The sequence below is a fragment of the Modestobacter sp. VKM Ac-2977 genome, from assembly GCF_026968045.1.
Lineage (GTDB): Bacteria > Actinomycetota > Actinomycetes > Mycobacteriales > Geodermatophilaceae > Modestobacter.
This window is the reverse complement of record NZ_JAPVBQ010000002.1, coordinates 880,839-901,238: the sequence shown is the minus strand read 5'-3', so window position 1 is coordinate 901,238 and position 20,400 is coordinate 880,839. Positions and strand designations below refer to the sequence as shown.

Below are 20,400 nucleotides of genomic sequence, written 5' to 3'. Positions count from 1 at the left end.
GAGACCACCATGGCAGGCATGATCCGCAAGCTCCTGATCTCGGGCGTCGCGTCCAAGGTCGTCCAGGAGGCCCGCAAGCCGCACAACCAGGCCAAGATCAAGAAGGCCTTCGCCGACTTCCAGGCCAAGCGCAGCGGCGGCAAGGGTGGCACCGGCCGCCACTGAGCCGGCTGCCGGCAGCGGCGTCCGGTCGGACGCCGCTGCCGTCCTCGTGGTCCGCAGGCAGGGACAGGAGCGACGGGCGAGGCGCCGGGCGGTGAGCCTGGTCTCGGACGGCCGCGTACGACACGAGCACGCAACCCAGCCGTGGCACTGTGGAGGTCGTGTCTGCCGCAGATCCCGGCGCCCCGCTCCGAGACCCGGACCCGGCGCCCGCTCCCCGAGACACTGACCGACCCTGCAGCGCCGAGCACGCGCGCCTGGCCGAGTCGGCCGACATGGCCGCTCCCTGGCGGATGTGGGGGCCGTACCTGGCCGGCCGGCAGTGGGGGACCGTCCGCGAGGACTACTCCGCCGACGGCGACGCCTGGGCCTCCTTCACCTTCGACCACGCGGTCGCCCGCACCTACCGCTGGGGCGAGGACGGCCTGGGTGGCATCTGCGACCGCTACGGCTTCCTCAACTTCTCCGTGGCCATGTGGAACGGCAAGGACCCGGTCCTCAAGGAGCGGCTGTTCGGCCTGACCAACGGCGAGGGCAACCACGGCGAGGACGCCAAGGAGCACTGGTGGCCCACCGACGGCACGCCCACGCACTCCTGGATGCAGTGGCTCTACCGCTACCCGCAGGCCGAGTTCCCGTACGCGCAGCTCCGTGAGGAGAACGCGAAGCGCACCCGGCTGGAGCGGGAGTACGAGCTCGCCGACACCGGGGTGCTCGACGAGGACCGGTTCTTCGACGTCCAGATGACGTACGCCAAGGCCGGCCCGGACGACGTCTGCATCACCGTCACCGCCACCAACCACGGCCCCGAGGCCGCACCGCTGCACCTGCTCCCGCAGGTCTGGTTCCGCAACACCTGGTCCTGGGGCCTCGACGACCGCAAGCCCACGCTCACCGCCCAGGACGAGGAGGTCGCGGCGGTCGTCGCCGAGCACGGCTACCTCGGTCGCTGGGTGCTCGCCGCCGATGGCAGCCCCGACGTCCTGAGCTGCGACAACGAGACCAACGCCGTCGCGCTGTTCGGCGCCGAGAGCAACGCCAGCGAGTACACCAAGGACGGCATCGACCGCCGCGTCGTCCATGAGGACAAGTCCGCGGTGAACCCCGACCGGACCGGCACGAAGGCCGCGTTCTGGTACCAGTGGGACGCCGTGGAGCCCGGTGAGACCGTCACCGTGAAGCTCCGGCTGACCCAGGCCGAGCCCGAGCAGCAGATGTTCGGTGCGCAGTTCGACGAGGTCCTCGGCCTCCGGAAGGCCGAGGCCGACGAGTTCTACGCCGGCGTCATCCACCCCGGGCTCTCCGACGACGACCGGCACGTGGCCCGCCGCGCCTACGCCGGTCTGCTCTGGACCAAGCAGCTGTACCGCTTCGACGTCGCCCGCTGGCTGGACGGCGACCCCGACGTCCCCGCACCGGCGGAACGTCGGGCCAAGGGACAGCGCAACACCAGCTGGCGGCACGTCGCGCTCGCCGACGTGATCTCCATGCCCGATGAGTGGGAGTACCCGTGGTTCGCCGCGTGGGACACCGCCTTCCACACGCTCCCGCTGGCGCACGTCGACCCCGACTTCGCCAAGGAACAGCTCGTGCTCATGTGCCGCGAGTGGGCGATGCACCCCAACGGTCAGCTGCCGGCCTACGAATGGGCGTTCGGTGACGTCAACCCGCCGGTGCACGCCTGGGCGGCCTGGCACGTCTACCGGCTCGACGGCTACCGCGACCAGCAGTTCCTCATCCGGGTGTTCACCAAGCTGCTGATGAACTTCTCCTGGTGGGTCAACCGCAAGGACGCCGACGGGTCGAACGTCTTCGAGGGCGGGTTCCTCGGGATGGACAACATCGCGCTGTTCGACCGGTCCGCACCGCTGCCGCCCGGCTACCGGCTGGAGCAGTCGGACGCCACCAGCTGGATGGCGTTCTACTGCCAGCAGATGCTCAAGATCGCCCTCGAGCTGTCGCAGTTCGACCGGGCGTGGGACGGCGTCGTCACCAAGTTCTTCGAGCACTTCCTCGCCATCTCCGAGGCGATGAACGCCTTCGGTTCGCACGAGGTGTCGCTGTGGCACGAGGACGACGGCTTCTTCTACGACGTCCTGGTCGCACCGGACGGGACGACGGAGTCGCTGCGGGTGCGCTCGATGGTCGGCCTGCTGCCGATCCTGGGCGCCACCGAGATCCCGGCCTGGGTCGCCGAGCGGTTGCCCGACGTCGCCGAGCGGGTGCGCTGGCTGCAGAAGCGCCGGCCGGAGCTGATGGGCCCGCTGCGCAGCCGGCGGGCACCGGAGGGCCGCAGGTTGCTGCTCTCACTGGTCGGCAAGGAGCGGCTGCAGCGGATCCTGCAGCGGATGTTCGACACCGAGGAGTTCCTCTCCCCGTTCGGCATCCGGTCGCTGTCGAAGTCGACCGGCCAGGTGTTCGCCAACGTCGGTGGCCGCGACGTCTCGATCGAGTACGAGCCCGGGGAGTCGCGCACCGGGCTGTTCGGCGGCAACTCCAACTGGCGCGGACCGGTCTGGTTCCCGGTCAACGTGCTGCTGGCCGACAAGCTGCGCACGCTGGGCCGGCACTACGGCGACTCGTTCACCATCGAGATCCCCACCGGGTCGGGCACGCAGTGCACCCTGGTGGAGGCCGCGGACCTGATCGACAACAGCCTCACCCGGCTGTTCCGCCCGGTGGACGGCAAGCGCCCGGCCGACGGCGACCGGATCGAGTCCAGCGACTCACCGCTGTGGCGCGAGCACCCGACGTTCAGCGAGTTCTTCGACGGCGACACCGGCGAGGGTCTGGGCGCCACCCACCAGACCGGCTGGACCGCACTGGTCGCCCACCTCCTCAATCCCCGCCTCCCCGCCGACCCCCGCTGGGTCTGACGCCCGGGCGGTCGAACCCCAAGAGCCGTCGTTGGTTGCCGCGCCAGGTGCAATGTGTGACGGCGTGCGACGGACTCACGAGCTACTCGACGTAGAGGTGAGTCACAGCAGTCCCGAGAAGAGTGTGTGGCATCCCGCTCCGCGCTCCGTAGTCGGCCGTGTGGTGTCGAGTTGCCTATTCCGACAGATCCGCCCAGCGCTCGCCGCGAACGAATTGACTGCCATCCCATGTGAAACGGTCGCGCACCGTCCACGACGGGACTGCATTGGGGTCTGAGGATTCATATCCAAGGGACTCGGTAACGACCACTCGTCCACTGATCCGAGCGATTCCGATGTTGCGCAAGCCGCGACCGTCGACGCCGTCCTCCTCGCTGAGGAGAACTCCCAAGAGTCGTGGAACAGCTGTGGACCGTCGACCATCGAAGACCAACAGCTTCTGGGGCCACCCTGACGTCCACGGTTCGCACTCCGCCGTCACGAAGACTTCGTCATAACCGTCCCCCGTCAGGTCTTGGTGTGAGGAAGCTGCTGTATGCCCCACAACGTCAAGTGCTTGGGCAACAACTCGACCGGTCCCTCCGCTGCAGTCTAGAGAAGCGTAAAGATGCCATGGGACGGCCTCAACAGGATACGGCTCTGCCTGCTCGGGAGAAGCGACGTTCTGTGAGGGTTCCTCTCTGGTTGGGTGCATGAAAGCCCCGGGAGCAAGGGGACCGTCGGCGGCAACTGCTATCCAGGGACCATAGGAGCCTGCGTCTCTGCCCCACGAGCGCGTGTAATCGCCCCCATTCCAGTAATAGTTCATGCGACTACTGCACTTCGAGTCGCAGACCTGTGCGGAAATCTCCAGAGTCGAGTCGCGATCGACGTCTATAAGGCTTGCGACCGGAAAGCGGCCCCTATTCCCAGGTTCGCGCGGTAAGGATCCCAGATCCGTGAGGCCAGCCTCGATCGGGCCGATGACAACGACGCCAGTGTTGGGCGACTCCAGACGATCCCTCGTCTGGTATTGAAAGAATGCGTTTCCCGTGTTATCCCGCACCCCTGCTGCGGGAATCAAGCCCAACAAGTCGTTGCCCCGGTACCTCCACAACAGTTCGCCAGCGCTGTCCAGGGCCGCTAAGTATCCCGACCGGTCGTCCGAGTCCTGCGGTATTGCACTGATAAGGTCGATGTTCCCCCAGTCGGGGTGGTTGACCTTTACGACTCCAGTAACCAGACAGGCTGACTGGCACGTGCTCTGCGCGCGATCCTCTCTGCCGATTAGGTCTTGGTTACGTTGCGACGAAGGGTCACGAAACGACGCTCCGATGCAATCCATCAGCGATTGCTCTACCCTGGCATATTGTTCGGATAGGGCGTCGTTGACGGGGACTTCCAGGCCGTCGACCTCCGTCGTGAACGATCCAAGCCGTGCGTCACGCGAGATCCATTGAACGCTTGCGGCGTCACGCAACTCCACATTGTCACCCATCGCGACAGCCACCAGTGTCAGCTGGCTTGAAGCTGTGGTGAACGCGTCGACGACATCGTCAGCCGTGAAACTTCCGACTGTTAGCTGACTCGACTCGTCGATGACGAAAGTCAAGGCGATCGAACACACTCGACCGAGCCCGACCGGCGCAGTGCCGGTTATAGTGAGGTCTTCCCAATCCCCTGCACCGGCTCCGTCTGAGTATCGTGAAATCCTCAGTTGAGGAGCGGTGAGTTCGTCGATGACACTTGCCTCATCTGTGTCACTGGCGAGCGAAGTGGTCGCGCCGTCCTCGTGCCACTTGAGACCGATGCTCGACCCGATGCGCGCGAGCTCTTCGGCCACGCGGAAGCCGACGCGTGCAAATTCCGCGTTCGCCACCTGCGACGTATTGTCGATGGATACCTCGCCGTCGGACGGATCTGAACGCAAAACCAAGGACGCGAGTGTCATCACCATGACGAGCAGTCCGACAGCTACCAGCCGAACTGGGCCGATTTGTTGAAGACGGGGATGCATCACTTCGCCGCCTCCTGCCTACTCCACCGTCATGCGATCGCCCGCCCGACTGGTGCCCGTGACCTTGAAGGGGTCGCCGTGGTCATCGACGCGAACGGTCACCTTTTCGCCGTTGGGAGCGATGACGTCCACTTCTACTCGCCAGTGGCAGTAGCAGTCTTGCGTTGTTGCTGTCACGGTGAACAGTTCCTGCTCGCTGCTCGACACCGACAGTGGGTAGTCCCAGCCCGGAGAGCGGGTCACGGTGGGCGGGGTGTTGTCGAGGTTGGCGTGCAGGCTTCGGTGTGGCGGTTGCCCGCCTGCGTCCACGCCTATCCAACGGCCGCCTAGCGCCGGTTCTCGTTTCACCACGACGACTCGAACGTCGGTTACGAGCGTGGATTCGTCTTTGTCGCTGCGAATGGTGAAGCTGAGATCAAAATCCTCCGCGGGTACGCCCCCGTGGTCGGCGGCCCAGTCGAAGAATGCCTCGTAGTCCTTCGAGAAGGAAGGACGGGAGTTTAGATCCGTCGCTGAGTCGGGGAAGACCATGCTCATCACGCTGGCCTGGCCGGTCGCGAAGCTTACCGGCGATCGATCTATGTCGACGTAGTCATCGGTAGCGATCCGTATAAGGGATCCTGTCAACGGAATTAGGGCGATGAGTGCGGCCAGGGCTCCTATAGTTCCCACAGGGGTCCTTCTGAATTCACGCGCGACGGTCTTCAGTAGGCTGGCTCCGTCGCGACGTAACGGTTCAGGTTCGGGGGGCGGGGTCTCGTGCTGGTTGACTGCGGACGGATCTGCGGCCGTAGAGCCCTCTGTCGTCTCGGCTAGTGGCGCATCGTCCGAATTCTCGCCGGGTACGTCCGTTGATCCTTGACGGACTCCGGGGATCGGCGGGCCCTGCGGTGGCTCTCCTCCGGCGGCTGCTGGTGGACTCATGATCAGGTGGCTCCTCGCACGTCCCGATGTGACGTGAAGTCGGTACGCCCCTGGCTGCCGCTGGCCGCCTTGGCAGGCTCGGTGATTGTGACGCGCCTGCTGTAGACGTTGCAAGGGCAGATGTGTCGAGCGTGCGATCATCAATTGCTTTCACGGCAACTCATGTCTGTGAACGATGACGATGGCGGCCTGTGGGCTCGGTCGGTTGCCTGGCATCTTCGTTCGACGGAGCTCGGTGCGACTTGGCGGGCGCTGGCTGCTGGATACTCCGGTAGGCCGCAGACCAGCACAGTGAACTGCTTGGATGCTGCTGTCCCTGGTCGGCAAGGAGCGGCTGCAGCGGATCCTGCAGCGGATGTTCGACACCGAGGAGTTCCTCTCCCCGTTCGGCATCCGGTCGCTGTCGAAGTCGACCGGCCAGGTGTTCGCCAACGTCGGTGGCCGCGACGTCTCGATCGAGTACGAGCCCGGGGAGTCGCGCACCGGGCTGTTCGGCGGCAACTCCAACTGGCGCGGACCGGTCTGGTTCCCGGTCAACGTGCTGCTGGCCGACAAGCTGCGCACGCTGGGCCGGCACTACGGCGACTCGTTCACCATCGAGATCCCCACCGGGTCGGGCACGCAGTGCACCCTGGTGGAGGCCGCGGACCTGATCGACAACAGCCTCACCCGGCTGTTCCGCCCGGTGGACGGCAAGCGCCCGGCCGACGGCGACCGGATCGAGTCCAGCGACTCACCGCTGTGGCGCGAGCACCCGACGTTCAGCGAGTTCTTCGACGGCGACACCGGCGAGGGTCTGGGCGCCACCCACCAGACCGGCTGGACCGCACTGGTCGCCCACCTCCTCAATCCCCGCCTCCCCGCCGACCCCTGCTGGGCCTGATCCCCGAGGGGCCGAAGTCGCGACTTCGGCCCTTCGGGCGTTCAGCTGTCCGGGGAGACCCACGCCCGACTCAGCTGTGGACGCCGACCGGAACAAGGCCGCGGGATGCGTATTCTGTGCGCATGGCTCGTGTGAACATCACCGTCCCGGACGAGGTGCTCGAGCGGGCACGCGCTGCTGACCTGAACGTCTCGGCGCTCACCACGGCTGCGCTGGCCGAGGAACTGGATCGTCGTGCCAAGGTGGCGGCGCTCGATGCATACCTGGCGGATCTGGAGCGGGTCCACGGACCGGTTGCGGAGGATGAGGTCGCGGCGGCCCGGGTCTGGGTCGGTGACCTGGTCGCCGACCAGCGGGAGGACGGGTCGAGCCCGGCCCGGTCGGCGTGACGCTCGTCCTGGATGCCGGCGGCGTCAGCGGCCTGGCCGGGCAGCGTGCTCGGTTGATCGCCCTGCGGGAACGGGGGCTGTGGCCGGCAGAAGTCCCTGCACCGGTGCTCACCGAAGCCCTGACGGGTGACCCTCGGCGCGACTTCCACGCCAACCGACTGCTCCGTGCCTGCCAGGTCCGTCCGGCCGACGAGGTGACTGCGCGGTCGGCGGCTCGGCTGCGCACCGCGACCGGGCGGGCCGCCACGATCAGCGCGACCGACGCCATCGTGGCCGCGTACGCCGCCGATCGACCCGACCCGGTCGTCCTGACCAGCGACCCGAAGGACCTCAGTGCACTCGTCGAGCACGCCGAGCGTCGGGTCACCGTCGTCCCGATCTGAGTCGACGCTGGTCGGGGGATCAGCCGCTCGTCGCTCGCGTCCGTGAGCCGATGGGGTGGGCTGTGGTGATCCGCTCGGTCAGGTGCACCTCGACGGTGTCGCCGGCCTGCGTGCCGATCGTGTCGCGGAGCACGGCCGTCACCGGCAGCTCGTGCGCCCGTCGCCGAGCGCCACGTAGACCTGCAGCGCCCGCTGCAGGTCCGTCACCGCCACGATCGTCGCGGCGACCCGGGTGACGGTGTCCGTCGTCGTCTCGCTCATGACGTTCCCTCCCGCCCGACGTGCACCGCCGGGCAGAGGTGGGGACGCCGCCGAGGTCTGGAACTCATCGCCTCCGGCCCGTTCGACCTGAGATGACAGCCGGCGGCGGAAGCGTGGTCATGGCCGTCTCTGCAGGTCAGGGAGGGAGCGTTGGGGCGAGTGAGGCTGAGGGGACCGCTCCGGCCTGTCTGACCTGGGAGGGGTGGCTGCGCGCACCCAGGATGGCCGCGAGATCACACGTCCACGGGGGTCAGCGCATGTCAGCAGGGTCCGAGTCCGCCGTCGAGCAACTGCTGCAGCGATGGGAGTCGAAGAACCCGGACACGCCTGTCCGCCCGGTCGTGCAGCAGGCCATCGACCTCGGGTTCACCGTCTCCGAGTCCGGTGGCTGGGGCCCGAAGCGCAACCTGCGGCTGGTCTACGAGCCGCGGTGGGGCCAGGCCGTCACCCTGCACGTCGACGCGCGGCAGCTCACCGCCGTCGGCGCGGACGTGCGCGACAGGGCCGCGGCGGTGCCGGGTGCCGTGGTCCGACGCAAGGACGTCGAGTTCCCGTTCGACGCCGTCGACCCGGCCGAGGTGCTCGGCATCTTCTCCGGCGGGACGGCCGAGAAGCGGCCGATCAACCGGGTGACCGCCGTCCGTGCGGTCGTCGCCGCTGCCGTCCTGCTCTTCCTCGTCATCGGCGCAGCGTCAGGCGGCTTCGGAGGCGCGCTGGTCATGGCGGGGCTCGCCGTGCTCTTCGTCGGCGTCGCTGCGGTCGTCGTCGGGCGGGCCCGTTGGGCGCTGATCGGCTCGCGCGCCATGGGCGCCGGGGTGGCTGCGGCCGGCGTCGTCGTCCTGGCCGCGGGCGGCGCGGCGCTGCCGCCGACCGAGTCGGTGCCGACCAGCGCCGCGACGACGGCGAGCGCAGCGCCGAGCACGTCGGCGGCAGCCGACGAGGAGGCCGCCATCGCCGCCGCCGAGGCCGCGCTGGTGCGAGCCGAGACCGAGGAGGCTGCAGCCGCCGCGACGGCCGGTTCTACCGCCACCGGCCTGCTCACCGACACGGACGCCGACGCCGCCATCGTCTCCGCGCGGCCGACCACGGCCCTCGCCGCGCTGGCCGCCGTCCCGGTGAAGGGGCGCGCGCCGAAGACCGGCTACGACCGTGACCTGTTCGGTTCCGGCTGGGTCGACACCGACCGCAATGGCTGCGACACCCGCAACGACATGCTCGCCCGCGACCTGACCGGCGAGACGTTCAAGCCCGGCACCCGCGACTGCGTGGTGCTCACCGGTTCGCTGGCCGACCCGTACTCGGGGCGCACGATCGGCTTCCAGCGCGGTCAGGACACCAGCAGCGACGTCCAGATCGACCACGTCGTCGCGTTGTCGAACAGCTGGCAGACCGGGGCCCAGGGCTGGGACGCCGCCCGGCGCACCGCCTTCGGCAACGACCCGCTGAACCTGCTGGCCGTGGACGGGCCGCTGAACATGCAGAAGGGGGACGGCGACGCCGCCACCTGGCTGCCGCCGAACAAGGGCTACCGCTGCGCCTACGTCGCCCGCCAGGTCGCGGTGAAGGTCACCTACGGGCTCTGGATGACACAGGCGGAGCGCAACGCCGTCGCCACCGTGCTCAGCACCTGCCCGAACGAGCCGCTGCCCGGCGGCGTCGTCGCGAACGTGCCGGCACCGACCACGGCCGCCCCGGCCCCGGCCCCGGCACCCAAGCCCAAGTCGGCGCCCAAGCCGGCACCCGCGCCGGTCGTCGTTCCGGCGCCGGTCCCTGCTCCGGCCCCGGCTCCCGCCCCGGCTCCCGCCCCGGCTCCCGCGCCGGCTCCCGCGCCGGCCCCGAGCGTCTACTACGAAAACTGCACAGCGGTGAAGGCAGCTGGCGCTGCACCGATCCGACCGGGTGACCCGGGGTGGCAGCCGAAGTTCGACGGCAATGACAACGACGGCATCGGCTGCGAGTCCTGACCCGCTGACCTGAGGGGCCGAAGTCGCGACTTCGGCCCCTCAGGGGATGGGGGCGCCGAGGAGGGCGTGCGGGGTCCAGGTCTGGAGGGCATCGGCGTGGCCGGCGGAGCGGAGGGCGAGGGCGGCGGCGCCGATCCAGCCGGCCTCGCTGCCCAGCTCAGCCACCCGCACCGGCGGCGCGGAGCGCCACGCCAACCCCGCCGCCAGTCCGGCTCGGACCGGTTCCAGCAGGGCGTCGCCGGCGGCAGTGAAGCCGCCGCCGAGCACGATCGTCGTCGGGTCCAGCAACAGCGTCGCGGTCACCAGCCCCTGGGCGAGCACCTGCATCGCCTCGGCCCACACCCGGTCGGCGTCCGCGTCGCGACCCAGCCGGGCGACGACGTCCTCCGCCGGCAGCGAGACGCCGGAGAGAGCCGCGTAGCGGCGGGCCAGGCCGGCACCCGACGCGTACACCTCCAGGCACCCCTGCTGCCCGCACGTGCACGCCTCGCCGCCGGGCACCATCGGGATGTGGCCGAGTTCCCCGGCCGCCCCGCCGTCCCCGGTCACCGGCCGACCGCCGGTCACCAGCGCCGCGGCGACGCCGGTGCCGATGGTCACCAGGACGAAGTCCTCGACGCCGCGCGCCGCGCCGAGCAGCTGCTCGGCCAGTCCCGCCGTCCGCACGTCGTGGCCGGTCACCACCGGCAGCCCGGTCGCCTCGGCCAGCAGCGCCCGCAGCGGCACGTCGCGCCAGTCGAGGTTCGACGCGTAGACGACGGTTCCGCTCGCCTCGTCGAGCATCCCGGGGGTCACCACGCCGGCGCCCACCACCTCCAGGCCCTGCTCACGCGCGGCGCCGGCCAGCGAGCGCAGGTGGCCGGCGATGGCGGCGACGGTGTCCGTCGCCGGGTCGGTGGGCCAGCGCTCGACCACCGCCGGACGACCGTCCCGGGTGACGACCGCGCCCTTCATCGACGTGCCGCCGACGTCGATCGCCAGCACCGCAGGAGGAGTCGTCACGAGGCGAGCGCCTCGAGCACGGCCCGGATCGGCTCGGCGGAGGTCGCCAGCCGCGGGACGGCGTAGTCGACGCCGGTGGCCGAGCCGGCGGCCGAGGAGACGACCGGCGAGGCCGCCCGCAGGTGCACCTCCGGCACTCCGGTCTCCGCGACGAGCGAGGCGACGTTCGACCCGCGCACCGACCCGCCGGCGAGCACGGTGATCCGGTCGCCGGCCAGCTCCACCAACGAGCGCAGCACGTCAGCCCCGGCCGCAGCCGTCGGTGCGCCACCCGAGGTGAGCACCCGGGACACCCCCGCGGAGATCAGCGTGGGCAGCGCAGCGGGGAGGTCGGGGAGGGTGTCGAACGCCCGGTGGAACGTCACCGGGCACGGCCCGGCAGCCTCGACCAGCTGGGACAGCACGGCGGTGTCGATCGCGCCGTCCGCGGTCAGCGCCCCGACCACGAACCCGACCTGCGCCGATGCGGGCAGCGCGCGGACGGCGGCGATGTCGGCGAGCATCACGTCGACCTCGGCGGGGGAGTAGACGAAGTCCCCGGCCCGCGGCCGGATCAGCACCTGGACGCCGATCCGCGACACCTCGGCGAGGATCGCCGACACCAGCCCGATGGACGGCGTCGTCCCACCCTCGGACAGCGCCGCACACACCTCGACCCGGTCCGCACCGCACTCCTCGGCGATGACCGCGCCGGCGACGTCGTCGAGGCAGATCTCGACCGCGGTCACCGGCCCTCCAGCCAGGCCAGGACGTCGGCACCCGGCTCGATCGCACCGACCGGCACCCCACCACCGAGCACCGGGACGGTCATCAGGTCAGCGGCTGCAGCCACGTCGACGCCCAGCCCGCCCAGCACGGTCAGCGCCAGCAGCGTCGTCGCCCGCGGGTTGCCGTCGACCACCTTCATCGCCACCGCCTGGCCGTCCGGCCCGGCCACGCCGATCACGCCCTCCGCGCCGCCCTTGGCCACCGCACCCGGCACGAGCTCCATCACCGCGGAGTTCTGGTGCCCGGTGCCGCCGACGAAGAAGGGGTGCGTCCGCATCGCGGAGGCGACCTCGGCAGCCGGCCCTTCCGTCGCCAGCGACAGCGAACGGAAGGCGGTGGCCAGCCCGCGCACGGAGGAACCGAACAGCGGGGCGCCGCAGCCGTCGATCGCGTCGTGCCGCACCGGCGCACCAGTCCACTCCGCGGTCACCGCGCGCACGTGCTGCTGCAGCGGGTGCGCCGGGTCCAGGTAGGAGGCGGTCGGCCAGCCGTTGACCGTGCAGGCCAGCAGCATCGCCGCGTGCTTGCCCGAGCAGTTCATCCGCACCGTGCTCCGCTCGGCGCCGGCCCGGATGAGCGCCACGCGGGTCGGCTCGTCCTCGGGCCAGTCGACCGGGCACTGCAGCGCCGACTCGTCCAGCCCTGCCCGCTCCAGCAGCGCGCGCACCACGGCGACGTGCGCGTCCTCGCCGGTGTGGCTGCCGGCGGCGATCGCCAGCTCCGGCCCGGTCAGCGGGGCGCCGGCGGTCAGGCAGGCCAGCGCCTGCAACGGCTTGGTCGTGGAACGCGGCAGGATCGTGGCGTCGGGGTCGCCCAGCGACAGTGCGACGGAGCCGTCGGCGTCCAGGGCGAGCAGCGAGCCGAGGTGCCGGCTCTCCACCAGGCCCGAGCGGCGGACCACGGCGAGTTCAGCGGACAACGGGGGTCTCCAGTTCACGATCGGCGGCCTGCTCGGCGGGCCCGGACGGCGGCGCCACCTGGCGGCGGACCCGGGTGCGCAGCCGTGCGGCCAGGTAGGACAGCGCGCCGTTGAACACCAGGTAGACCAGCGCAACCACGAGGAAGGTCTGGATGAGCAGCCGGTTGTAGGCGCTGAGCACCTGCGCCCGGTACAGCAGTTCGGTGAAGGCGACGACGTAGCCCAGCGAGGTGTCCTTGATCAGGCTCACCAGCTGGGTGACCAGCGACGGCGTCACGTGCCGCAGCGCCTGGGGCAGGACGACGAACCGCATCGCCTGGCTGCGCCGGATGCCCAGGCTCAGCGCCGCCTCCATCTGTCCGCGCGGCAGGGCGAGCACCCCGGCCCGGACGATCTCCGCGACCACCGCGGCGTTGGCGATGGTGAGCGGCACGACGAGCTTCCAGAGCACCGGCAGGTTGATCCCGTACGCCGGCAGCCCGAAGAGCATGAGGTAGATCAGCAGCAGCACCGGGATGGTGCGGGCCACCTCGATGTAGCCGGTCGACAGCCAGCGCAGCGGCCGGTTCCGCGACAGCCGGCCGATGGCCAGCAGCACCCCGAACGTCCCGGCCAGGACGGCGACCAGCGCGGCCGCCAGCGCGGTGCCGCGCAGCCCGACCAGCAGGTAGGACCAGATCGGCCAGTCGAGGAACGGCGTCCACCGGTCGGCGTCCAGCTGCCCGGTCCGGCCGAACTGCACCAGCGCGAGCGCGAACACACCGGCCAGCACCAGGGCGCTGACCACCGAGCCGAGCAGGATCCGCCGCCGGGCACGGGGTCCGGGGGCGTCGTAGAGGAACGCACCGCTGTGGCTCATCGGTGGATCGCCACCTTCTTCTCGATCCGCCCGGCGGCCAGCCCGATGGCCAGCGCGAGCGCCATGTAGGTGAGGCCGGCGGCGGTGAAGATCGGGATCGGCTGGGCAGCGACCAGGTTCACCTTGTTCACCGCCGAGGTCAGCTCGACGACGCCGACCGTGGCGGCCAGGGCGGTGTTCATCAGCAGCGCGATCATCACGTTGCCCAGCGGCTGGACGACGGCGCGCACCGCCTGCGGGACGACGACGTGCCGCAGCGTCTGCGACAGCCGGAGCCCCAGCGCCCGGGCGGCCTCGACCTGCCCGGACGCGACGGTGTTGATCCCGCTGCGCACCGCCTCGGCCACGTACGCCGCCTCGTAGACGGTGAGCACGACGATCACCGTGGTGGTCAGCGGCATCAGCAGCCCGGCGTCGGGCAGTGCGAAGACGGCCAGCAGCAGCAGCGCCAGCAGAGGGACGTTGACGAACACCTGCACGTAGGCCCATGCGGCCCCGCGCAGCACCGGGATGGGGCTCACCCGAGCCACGGTGATCAGCACCCCGAGCACCAGGGAGCCGGCCGCGGAGATCACCAGGATCAGCACGGTCGTCCCCAGTGCCCTCAGCAAGGGGTCCAGGTTCTCGATCACTGCAGTCACGTCGTCGTCCTCCGCTGGCGCTGCTGCCTCAGGGGTGCCGGGTCAGGAGCCCGGCACCGAGCCGATCTCCGGCGGCGTCGGGGCGTCGCCCTCGACGACCGTCCCGAGGGTCGCCTCCCAGATCTCGGACCAGGAGCCGTCCTCCTGGATCTGCTCCAGCCAGTCGTTGACGAACTCCTTGTACTCCGCGTCCTCCGGCGGGAGCCCGATGCCGTACGGCTCCTCGGTGAACGGCTGGACGGCGATCTTGATGTCCGGGTTGTTCGCCGCCGCGGCCAGCAGCAGGGTGTAGTCCTGCACGTAGGCGTCGCCGCGGCCCTGCAGGAGCGCCTGCACCGCCTGCGGGTCGGTGGCGAAGCTGGTCACCTCGGCGTCGGGGGCCACCTCGGGCACCGCGGTGACCGCGGGGGTGTTCGCGCCGACGATGACGTCCTTGCCGTTGAGGTCCTCGACGCTGTCGATGTCCTCGTTGTCCGCCCGGGTCGCGACGGCCAGCCCCGAGGTGAAGTACGGGCCGGCGAAGTCGATCTGCTCGGCCCGCTCCTCGGTGATCGTGTACGTGTTGAAGACGGCGTCGACGGTGCCGTTCTGCAGCAGCGCCTCCCGGGTCTCCGACGCCGGCGGCACGATCTCGATGTTCGGCTCGCCCAGGATGTAGATGGCCAGCATCTTCGCCAGGTCGATGTCGAAGCCCTCGACGTCCTCGGGACTGCTCGGGTCCTGCTGGGAGAGCAGCGGCGCGTCGAGGGCGGCGGCGACGCGCAGCACGCCCCGCTCCTTGATCTCGGCCATCGTCGAGTCGGGGAGGATCGCGGCGTCGTCGGCGACCGGCGCGTCCTCGTAGACGGCCTCCAGGCCGGAGGCCGCGGCGTCGTCGCCGCCGCCGTTCGGGACGGCGTCGGACGAGGAGTCGGACGAGCCGCACCCGGCGACCGCCACCGAGGCGGTGGCCAGCACGGCAGTGATCAGCGGGAAGCGGCGCCTGGGAAGGCGGATGTCACTCATGCCTTGCCTTTCTGATCAGCCCGGCCGGGGGAGCGGCGCCGGGCGTGGGGTGGGCGGGTCCGCCCGGGGGTGCGCTCGGCCGTCAGTGGGCCAGCACGTTGGAGAGGAACGAGCGGGCGCGCTCGCTCCGGGTGGCGTCGAAGAACCCCGCCGGTGGGGCGACCTCGACGATCTGACCGGCGTCCATGAAGACGACGCGGTCGGCAGCGCGGCGGGCGAAGCCCATCTCGTGGGTCACCACGACCATCGTCATGCCGTCGGCAGCCAGCGAGGTCATCACCTCGAGCACCTCGTTGACCATCTCGGGGTCCAGCGCCGAGGTCGGCTCGTCGAAGAGCATCAGCTTCGGGTGCATCGCCAGCGAGCGGGCGATCGCGGCGCGCTGCTGCTGGCCGCCGGAGAGCTGGGCGGGGAAGCGATCGGCCTTGTCGGCGATGCCCACCCGCTCCAGCAGCGCCATCGCCTCGGTGCGGGCGGTGGCCTTGCCGACCTTGCGGACCTTCAGCGGCGCCAGCATCACGTTGTCCAGCACGCTCAGGTGGCCGAACAGGTTGAACGACTGGAAGACCATGCCGACGTCGGCGCGGAGCTGGGCGAGCTGGGCACCCTCCGCGGGCAGCGGCTGGCCGTCGACCCGGATCTCGCCGGAGTCGATCGGCTCGAGCCGGTTGATCGTGCGGCAGAGCGTCGACTTGCCGGACCCCGACGGCCCGATGACCACGACGACCTCTCGCGGGGCGACCTCCAGGTCGATCGAGCGGAGCACGTGCAGCTCGCCGAAGTGCTTGTCGACGCCGCGCAGGATGACCATCGGCGTGGTCATGGTCGGGCTCCTCTCGGTCGGCGCTGAACGATGGACGAAGGCTAAGTGACGATCGTTACAACTAGAAGTCCATCAAGTATTTCCACTTCCGGACTAAGTGACCGTTGCTTCGAACGGCGGCCGTTGCTTCACTGACCGGCATGCCCACCCCCGCCGGCGACCGGTCGGCCACCTCCCCGAGCGAGGTCCTCTCGCTGGTCCGGCTCGGCCGCGCCACCTCGCGGGCCGACGTCGCCCGCGAGACGGGGCTCTCGGCGACCACCGCCGCCGCACGGGTGGAGATGCTGATCCGGCGCGGCTGGCTGGTGGAGACCGGCACCGGGCCCTCGGCCGGCGGACGGCCGCCGCGCCGGCTGGAGATGCGTGGCGCGGCCGGCCTGGTGGTCGCGGTCAGCCTGGGGGAACGGCACGCGGCGATCGCCGTCCTGGACGCCGCCGGCCGGCAGGTCGCCGAGCGACACCTGCCCATCGCGGTCTCCGATGGTCCGGAGGCGGTGCTGCGCACCGTGGTGACCGCGGTGGAGGAGGCGGTCGCCGGGCTGGACGACGCCCCGCCCTTGCTGGCCATGTGCGTCGGCGTGCCCGGGCCGGTCAGCGCGCGCACCGGCCTGGTCGTCTCCCCGGCGCGGATGCCCGGCTGGAACGGCGCCGACGTCGCCGCGATCGTGCGGCAGTGGCTGCCGGTGCCGGTGATCGTGCAGAACGACGCGAACCTGATGGCGCTCGGCGAGCACGCCGCCGGCGGGGCGCCGGCCGAGCAGATGGTGTTCGTGAAGGTCGGCTCCGGCATCGGCTGCGGCGTCGTCGCCGGCGGGGTGCTGCACCGGGGGAGCGGCGGGTTCGCCGGGGACATCAGCCACACCACCGTGCCCGGCGCCCCGCCGGTGCCCTGCTCGTGCGGGCGGGTCGGCTGCCTGGACGCGGTGGCCAGCGGCGCCGCGCTGGTCGAGCAGCTCGCCGAGCGCGGCGTGCCCTCCTCGGACACCGAGGGGATGCTCGACCTGGCCCGGGACGCCCACCCGTTGACCACCCAGCTGCTGCGCGAGGCCGGCGGCAGCACCGGCACCGTGCTCTCGACCATCCTCAACTTCTTCAACCCCGAGCGGCTGGTGATCGGCGGGCACCTGAGCAGCGCCGAGGCCTTCGTCGCCGGGGTGCGCTCGGCGATCTACGCGCAGTGCCCGCCGATGATCACCGACGGCCTGGAGATCGCGGTCAGCCGCGTCGGCCAGCAGGCCGCCGTGCTCGGCGCCGCCCGGGAGGCGCTGGACCTGGCCTTCTCCCCGGGACAACTGGCCGCGCGCGCCGCCGCCCGCTGAGGTCGGGTCGGTCCACCCGGTGCTGCCTGCGTGAACACCTCGTGATCGATGTCGACTTGTCGGCATCCCTCGTTACGTTGGCTCAGCAACCGCACAGCCGGCCCAGCAGGGGCGGCTGACGAGCTCGGGGGAGATCGCGTGCGCAGACGGACGACGGTGACGGTCGCGGCAGCGGTGCTGGCGATGAGCGTCGGGGCGGTGACCCCCGCGGCGGCGAGCCCGGGTGGTCACGACAACGACAACGGCCATGGCCATGGCCATGGCCATGGGACCGGTCACGGTCACGGCCATGGCAAGGGGCACGGTGGCGGGCACGGTGGCGGGCACGGTGGCGGGCACGGTGGCGGGCACGGCAAGGGGCAGAGCCTCGAGCTCACCATGCTGGCCACCACCGACGTCCACGGCCGCGCGCAGGACTGGGACTACTTCCGCGACGCGCCGTACACCGACAGCGCCGGTGACGCGACGGGCCTGGCCCGGGTCTCCTCGGTCGTCGACTCGGTGCGCGCCGAGAAGGGGGCGGACAGCGTCTTCGTCGTCGACAACGGCGACTTCCTGCAGGGCACGCCGCTCACCTACCTCGCCGCCCAGAAGCCGCCGGAGGCCGAGCACCCGATCGCGGCGGCCTACGACGTCATCGGATACGACGCCCAGGTCGTCGGCAACCACGAGTTCAACTACGGCCTGGACACCCTCGCCGGCTACGTCGACGACGTCGACCACCCGGTGCTCGGCGCCAACGTCATCGACGTGGAGACCGGCGAGCCGTACCTGCCGCCGTACACGTTGGAGCGGATGGAGGTGCGCGGCGCCAAGCCGGTCACCGTCGGCATCATCGGCCTCACCACGCCGGGCTCGGCGATCTGGGACCGCAACAACGTCGAGGGCCAGCTCGAGTTCCGCGACATGGTCGAGACGGCGGAGGAGTGGGTGCCGGTCGTCGCCGAGCAGGCCGACGTCGTCGTCGTCCTCGCGCACGCCGGGTCGGCGGGACGTCGTCCTACGACGACCCGGCCGTCGGCACGGAGAACCCCTCCGACGTCATCGCCCGCACGGTGCCCGGCATCGACGCGATGGTCGTCGGCCACACGCACCGCGACGCCCCGTCCCAGGTCGTGGTCAACGAGGTCACCGGCGAGGAGGTGCTGCTCACCCAGCCCTACCGCTGGGGCGCCACGGTCAGCCAGGTCGACTTCGAGCTGACCAAGACCCGCGGCCAGTGGGACGTCACCGAGGCCACGGCCACCGCGCTGCGCACCAGGGACTACCCGGAGGACCCCGATGTCCTCGCCGTCACCGACGAGGCGCACCAGGCGACGGTCGACTACGTCAACCAGGTCGTGGCCACCTCCACCGAGGAGCTGACCACGCTGACCAGCCGGTACTCCGACACCCCGATCCTCGACTTCATCCAGCAGGTGCAGACCGAGACCGTCGACGCTGCGCTCGGGGGCACCGAGTGGGCCGACCTGCCGGTGCTGTCGATCGCTGCGCCGTTCAGCCGGGAGGCGGTCTTCCCGGAGGGCGACGTCACCATCCGGGACATCGCCGGGCTCTACGTCTTCGACAACACCCTGGAGGCGGTGCAGATGACCGGCGCCCAGGTGCGCGACTACCTGGAGGAGTCGGCGAGCTACTTCACCCAGGTGCCGGACACCGGGCCCGTCGACCCGGAGACGATCACCAACGCGGACGGGACGCCGGACTACAACTACGACGTGCTCTCCGGCGTCGACTACGACCTGGACGTGTCCCGGCCGGTCGGCGAGCGGGTCACCCGGCTGGAGATCGACGGTGAGCCGGTGGCCGACGACGCGCGGTTCGTCGTCGCGGTGAACAACTACCGGCGCTCCGGCGGCGGCGGGTTCCCGCACGTCTCCACGGCGCCGGTGGTCTACAACGAGCAGTTGGAGATCCGCCAGCTGCTCATCGAGTGGGCCCAGGAGCGCGGCGTGATCGACCCGGCCGACTTCTACGTGGAGAACTGGCAGCTCGTCCGCAACGGCGAGCCGCTGCTCGACTGACCCGCGCGGAGGGGTCGGGGCCGCGCCCCCGGTCCCTCCGTGCCGGCGAACGCCCCGTTCTCCTTCGGGAGCGGGGCGCTCGCGTACGTCTGGCCCAGGACGACGTCCGCCCCGCTCCGGCGGACCGGAACGGGGCGGACGTGGTGGTGCTGGGGAGCTCAGGCGCCGGACTCGGCGATCCCGAACTGGACCCCGCCGGTCGGGTCGGCCTGCGCGTCCAGGACCTTGTCGTCGAGGACCGTCGCGGCCTTCTCGTCCAGGAACACCCGGGCGCCGGACTGGTCCAGCACCTGGTCGTCCTCGGCCGGCACGGCTGCCAGGCTCAGCGCCAGCGACTGGCCGGTCGGGTCGTTGGCGATGCGCAGGCCGCCCTGCTCGGGGATCTCGGACTGGTCGAGGATCCCGCGGATCGCGGTTGCTGCATGGGGGGTCAACGTGAGCATCGGTGAGGTTCCTCTCGTGTCTGGTGCCCTGACCAGCTGCGGGAGGGTGTGGCGCGGCACTGCGCCACACCCTCCGGCAGTTCGTCGGCCGCCCCTGCGGACGACCGGGCCGTACGGGGCCGGGACTCGCTACCTCGCACGTCCCAACCTCGTGGGCGGGGCGGAACCGGGCAAGAGGCAGCGCCGATCGTCACGGGGTCGCAACACCCCGGGCGGTGTCAGACCAGACGACGCGCGGAGTTGTAGCCCCACATGGCGTCGACGTTGATGGTGCGGACGACGTCCCCGGCGGTGGGCGCGTGCACCATCAGGCCGTTGCCGATGTAGATGCCGACGTGGCCGACCGGGTCGTAGAAGAAGACCAGGTCACCGGGCTGCAGGTCGGCGCGGGCCACGGGCACGCCCATCGTCGACTGCATGCGGGAGGAGTGCGGCAGCGTGATGCCGGCGGCCGCGTAGGAGTACTGCGTCAGCCCGGAGCAGTCGTAGACGTTCGGGCCGGCCCCGGCCCAGACGTAGGGCTTGCCCTGCTGGGCGAGCGCAGTGTCGACGATGATCTGGGCAGCTGCGTTGGGGGCCGCGACCGGGGCCACCGGTGCCGCGACGGGTGCTGGGGCGGCCGCTCCACCGCCGCCGACCGAGGCCTGGGCGGCCATCGGGGTGAGGGCGACGCCCGCGCTGGCGAACAGCGCGATCAGTGCCCGGCGACCGGAACGGGAGGGGCGACGGGCAGGGGACGTGCGAGTGGTCGTCATGGAC

Annotated in this window: 22 protein-coding genes; 9 read left to right on the top strand and 13 right to left on the bottom strand. The window is 70.8% G+C overall.

Annotated elements, in window-relative coordinates; translation table 11 throughout:
• Window positions 1-18 precede the first annotated feature (18 nt).
• Both O2V63_RS11890 and O2V63_RS11885 read left to right on the top strand, forming a co-directional pair.
• A complete protein-coding gene (locus O2V63_RS11890; protein WP_269167731.1) occupies window positions 19-165 on the top strand; it encodes a hypothetical protein in 147 nt (48 codons plus the stop codon).
• A 272-nt stretch (window positions 166-437) separates the two neighbouring features.
• Complete coding sequence (locus tag O2V63_RS11885) at window positions 438-3,038, top strand: MGH1-like glycoside hydrolase domain-containing protein (protein ID WP_269167730.1); 2,601 nt, start codon at window positions 438-440, stop codon at window positions 3,036-3,038.
• 175 nt (window positions 3,039-3,213) lie between these two features.
• On the opposite strand, the gene O2V63_RS11880 is transcribed toward O2V63_RS11885, so the two are convergent.
• Window positions 3,214-4,896, bottom strand: coding sequence for a hypothetical protein (locus tag O2V63_RS11880; protein ID WP_269167729.1), 1,683 nt, complete (start codon window positions 4,894-4,896; stop codon window positions 3,214-3,216).
• Between the two features lie 156 nt (window positions 4,897-5,052).
• Window positions 5,053-5,565, bottom strand: coding sequence for a hypothetical protein (locus tag O2V63_RS11875; protein ID WP_269167728.1), 513 nt, complete (start codon window positions 5,563-5,565; stop codon window positions 5,053-5,055).
• A 697-nt stretch (window positions 5,566-6,262) separates the two neighbouring features.
• Here O2V63_RS11875 and O2V63_RS11870 point away from each other — a divergent pair.
• The 3 genes from O2V63_RS11870 to O2V63_RS11860 all read left to right on the top strand — a co-directional run bounded on the left by O2V63_RS11870 (window position 6,263) and on the right by O2V63_RS11860 (window position 7,613).
• Window positions 6,263-6,841: an MGH1-like glycoside hydrolase domain-containing protein gene (locus O2V63_RS11870; RefSeq protein ID WP_269167727.1), complete on the top strand. Its 579-nt coding sequence runs from the start codon at window positions 6,263-6,265 to the stop codon at window positions 6,839-6,841.
• 122 nt (window positions 6,842-6,963) lie between these two features.
• A complete protein-coding gene (locus tag O2V63_RS11865) occupies window positions 6,964-7,230 on the top strand; it encodes a type II toxin-antitoxin system CcdA family antitoxin (protein ID WP_269167726.1) in 267 nt (88 codons plus the stop codon).
• On the top strand, window positions 7,227-7,613 hold the full coding sequence (locus tag O2V63_RS11860; protein WP_269167725.1) for a type II toxin-antitoxin system VapC family toxin: 387 nt from the start codon (window positions 7,227-7,229) through the stop codon (window positions 7,611-7,613). The genes O2V63_RS11865 and O2V63_RS11860 overlap by 4 nt, the downstream gene beginning before the upstream one ends.
• Window positions 7,614-7,632: 19 nt before the next feature.
• Here the strand turns inward: O2V63_RS11860 and O2V63_RS11855 are convergent, their stop codons facing one another.
• Entirely contained in the window at window positions 7,633-7,755 is a 123-nt protein-coding gene (locus O2V63_RS11855) for a hypothetical protein (RefSeq protein WP_269167724.1), read from the bottom strand.
• The gene (locus O2V63_RS11850) at window positions 7,752-7,874 is read right to left on the bottom strand and encodes a hypothetical protein (RefSeq protein WP_269167723.1); all 123 of its coding nucleotides are present in this window, start codon (window positions 7,872-7,874) and stop codon (window positions 7,752-7,754) included. Before O2V63_RS11850 ends, O2V63_RS11855 begins: the two co-directional genes overlap by 4 nt.
• Window positions 7,875-8,131: 257 nt before the next feature.
• Between O2V63_RS11850 and O2V63_RS11845 the strand changes: the two genes are divergently transcribed.
• Entirely contained in the window at window positions 8,132-9,838 is a 1,707-nt protein-coding gene (locus O2V63_RS11845) for a GmrSD restriction endonuclease domain-containing protein (RefSeq protein WP_269167722.1), read from the top strand.
• A gap of 39 nt (window positions 9,839-9,877) precedes the next feature.
• On the opposite strand, the gene O2V63_RS11840 is transcribed toward O2V63_RS11845, so the two are convergent.
• The 7 genes from O2V63_RS11840 to O2V63_RS11810 form a co-directional block, all read right to left on the bottom strand.
• Window positions 9,878-10,840, bottom strand: coding sequence for an ROK family protein (locus O2V63_RS11840; RefSeq protein ID WP_269167721.1), 963 nt, complete (start codon window positions 10,838-10,840; stop codon window positions 9,878-9,880).
• Window positions 10,837-11,568, bottom strand: coding sequence for a copper homeostasis protein CutC (locus O2V63_RS11835; RefSeq protein ID WP_269167720.1), 732 nt, complete (start codon window positions 11,566-11,568; stop codon window positions 10,837-10,839). The genes O2V63_RS11840 and O2V63_RS11835 overlap by 4 nt, the downstream gene beginning before the upstream one ends.
• A complete protein-coding gene (locus O2V63_RS11830) occupies window positions 11,565-12,527 on the bottom strand; it encodes an asparaginase (RefSeq protein ID WP_269167719.1) in 963 nt (320 codons plus the stop codon). The genes O2V63_RS11835 and O2V63_RS11830 overlap by 4 nt, the downstream gene beginning before the upstream one ends.
• Window positions 12,517-13,386, bottom strand: coding sequence for an amino acid ABC transporter permease (locus O2V63_RS11825; RefSeq protein ID WP_269167718.1), 870 nt, complete (start codon window positions 13,384-13,386; stop codon window positions 12,517-12,519). Before O2V63_RS11825 ends, O2V63_RS11830 begins: the two co-directional genes overlap by 11 nt.
• Window positions 13,383-14,027 (bottom strand): amino acid ABC transporter permease, encoded by a 645-nt coding sequence (locus O2V63_RS11820; RefSeq protein ID WP_269167717.1) that lies wholly within the window; start codon window positions 14,025-14,027, stop codon window positions 13,383-13,385. The genes O2V63_RS11825 and O2V63_RS11820 overlap by 4 nt, the downstream gene beginning before the upstream one ends.
• A gap of 42 nt (window positions 14,028-14,069) precedes the next feature.
• Window positions 14,070-15,032 carry a glutamate ABC transporter substrate-binding protein gene (locus O2V63_RS11815; protein ID WP_269167716.1) on the bottom strand — a complete coding sequence of 321 codons (963 nt, stop codon included), beginning with the start codon at window positions 15,030-15,032 and terminating at the stop codon, window positions 14,070-14,072.
• A gap of 82 nt (window positions 15,033-15,114) precedes the next feature.
• Window positions 15,115-15,855, bottom strand: coding sequence for an amino acid ABC transporter ATP-binding protein (locus O2V63_RS11810; protein WP_269167715.1), 741 nt, complete (start codon window positions 15,853-15,855; stop codon window positions 15,115-15,117).
• A 140-nt stretch (window positions 15,856-15,995) separates the two neighbouring features.
• Here O2V63_RS11810 and O2V63_RS11805 point away from each other — a divergent pair, with 140 nt between their 5' ends.
• The 3 genes from O2V63_RS11805 to O2V63_RS11795 all read left to right on the top strand — a co-directional run bounded on the left by O2V63_RS11805 (window position 15,996) and on the right by O2V63_RS11795 (window position 19,198).
• Entirely contained in the window at window positions 15,996-17,174 is a 1,179-nt protein-coding gene (locus O2V63_RS11805) for an ROK family transcriptional regulator (protein WP_269167714.1), read from the top strand.
• Between the two features lie 378 nt (window positions 17,175-17,552).
• The gene (locus O2V63_RS11800; protein WP_269167713.1) at window positions 17,553-18,377 is read left to right on the top strand and encodes a hypothetical protein; all 825 of its coding nucleotides are present in this window, start codon (window positions 17,553-17,555) and stop codon (window positions 18,375-18,377) included.
• Complete coding sequence (locus tag O2V63_RS11795; RefSeq protein WP_269167712.1) at window positions 18,290-19,198, top strand: bifunctional metallophosphatase/5'-nucleotidase; 909 nt, start codon at window positions 18,290-18,292, stop codon at window positions 19,196-19,198. The genes O2V63_RS11800 and O2V63_RS11795 overlap by 88 nt, the downstream gene beginning before the upstream one ends.
• A 158-nt stretch (window positions 19,199-19,356) precedes the next feature.
• Here the strand turns inward: O2V63_RS11795 and O2V63_RS11790 are convergent, their stop codons facing one another.
• Both O2V63_RS11790 and O2V63_RS11785 read right to left on the bottom strand, forming a co-directional pair.
• Window positions 19,357-19,641, bottom strand: a complete 285-nt coding sequence (locus tag O2V63_RS11790) for a HesB/IscA family protein (protein WP_269167711.1) — start codon at window positions 19,639-19,641, stop codon at window positions 19,357-19,359.
• Between the two features lie 218 nt (window positions 19,642-19,859).
• Window positions 19,860-20,396 carry a C40 family peptidase gene (locus tag O2V63_RS11785; protein ID WP_331253838.1) on the bottom strand — a complete coding sequence of 179 codons (537 nt, stop codon included), beginning with the start codon at window positions 20,394-20,396 and terminating at the stop codon, window positions 19,860-19,862.
• Window positions 20,397-20,400: the final 4 nt, after the last annotated feature.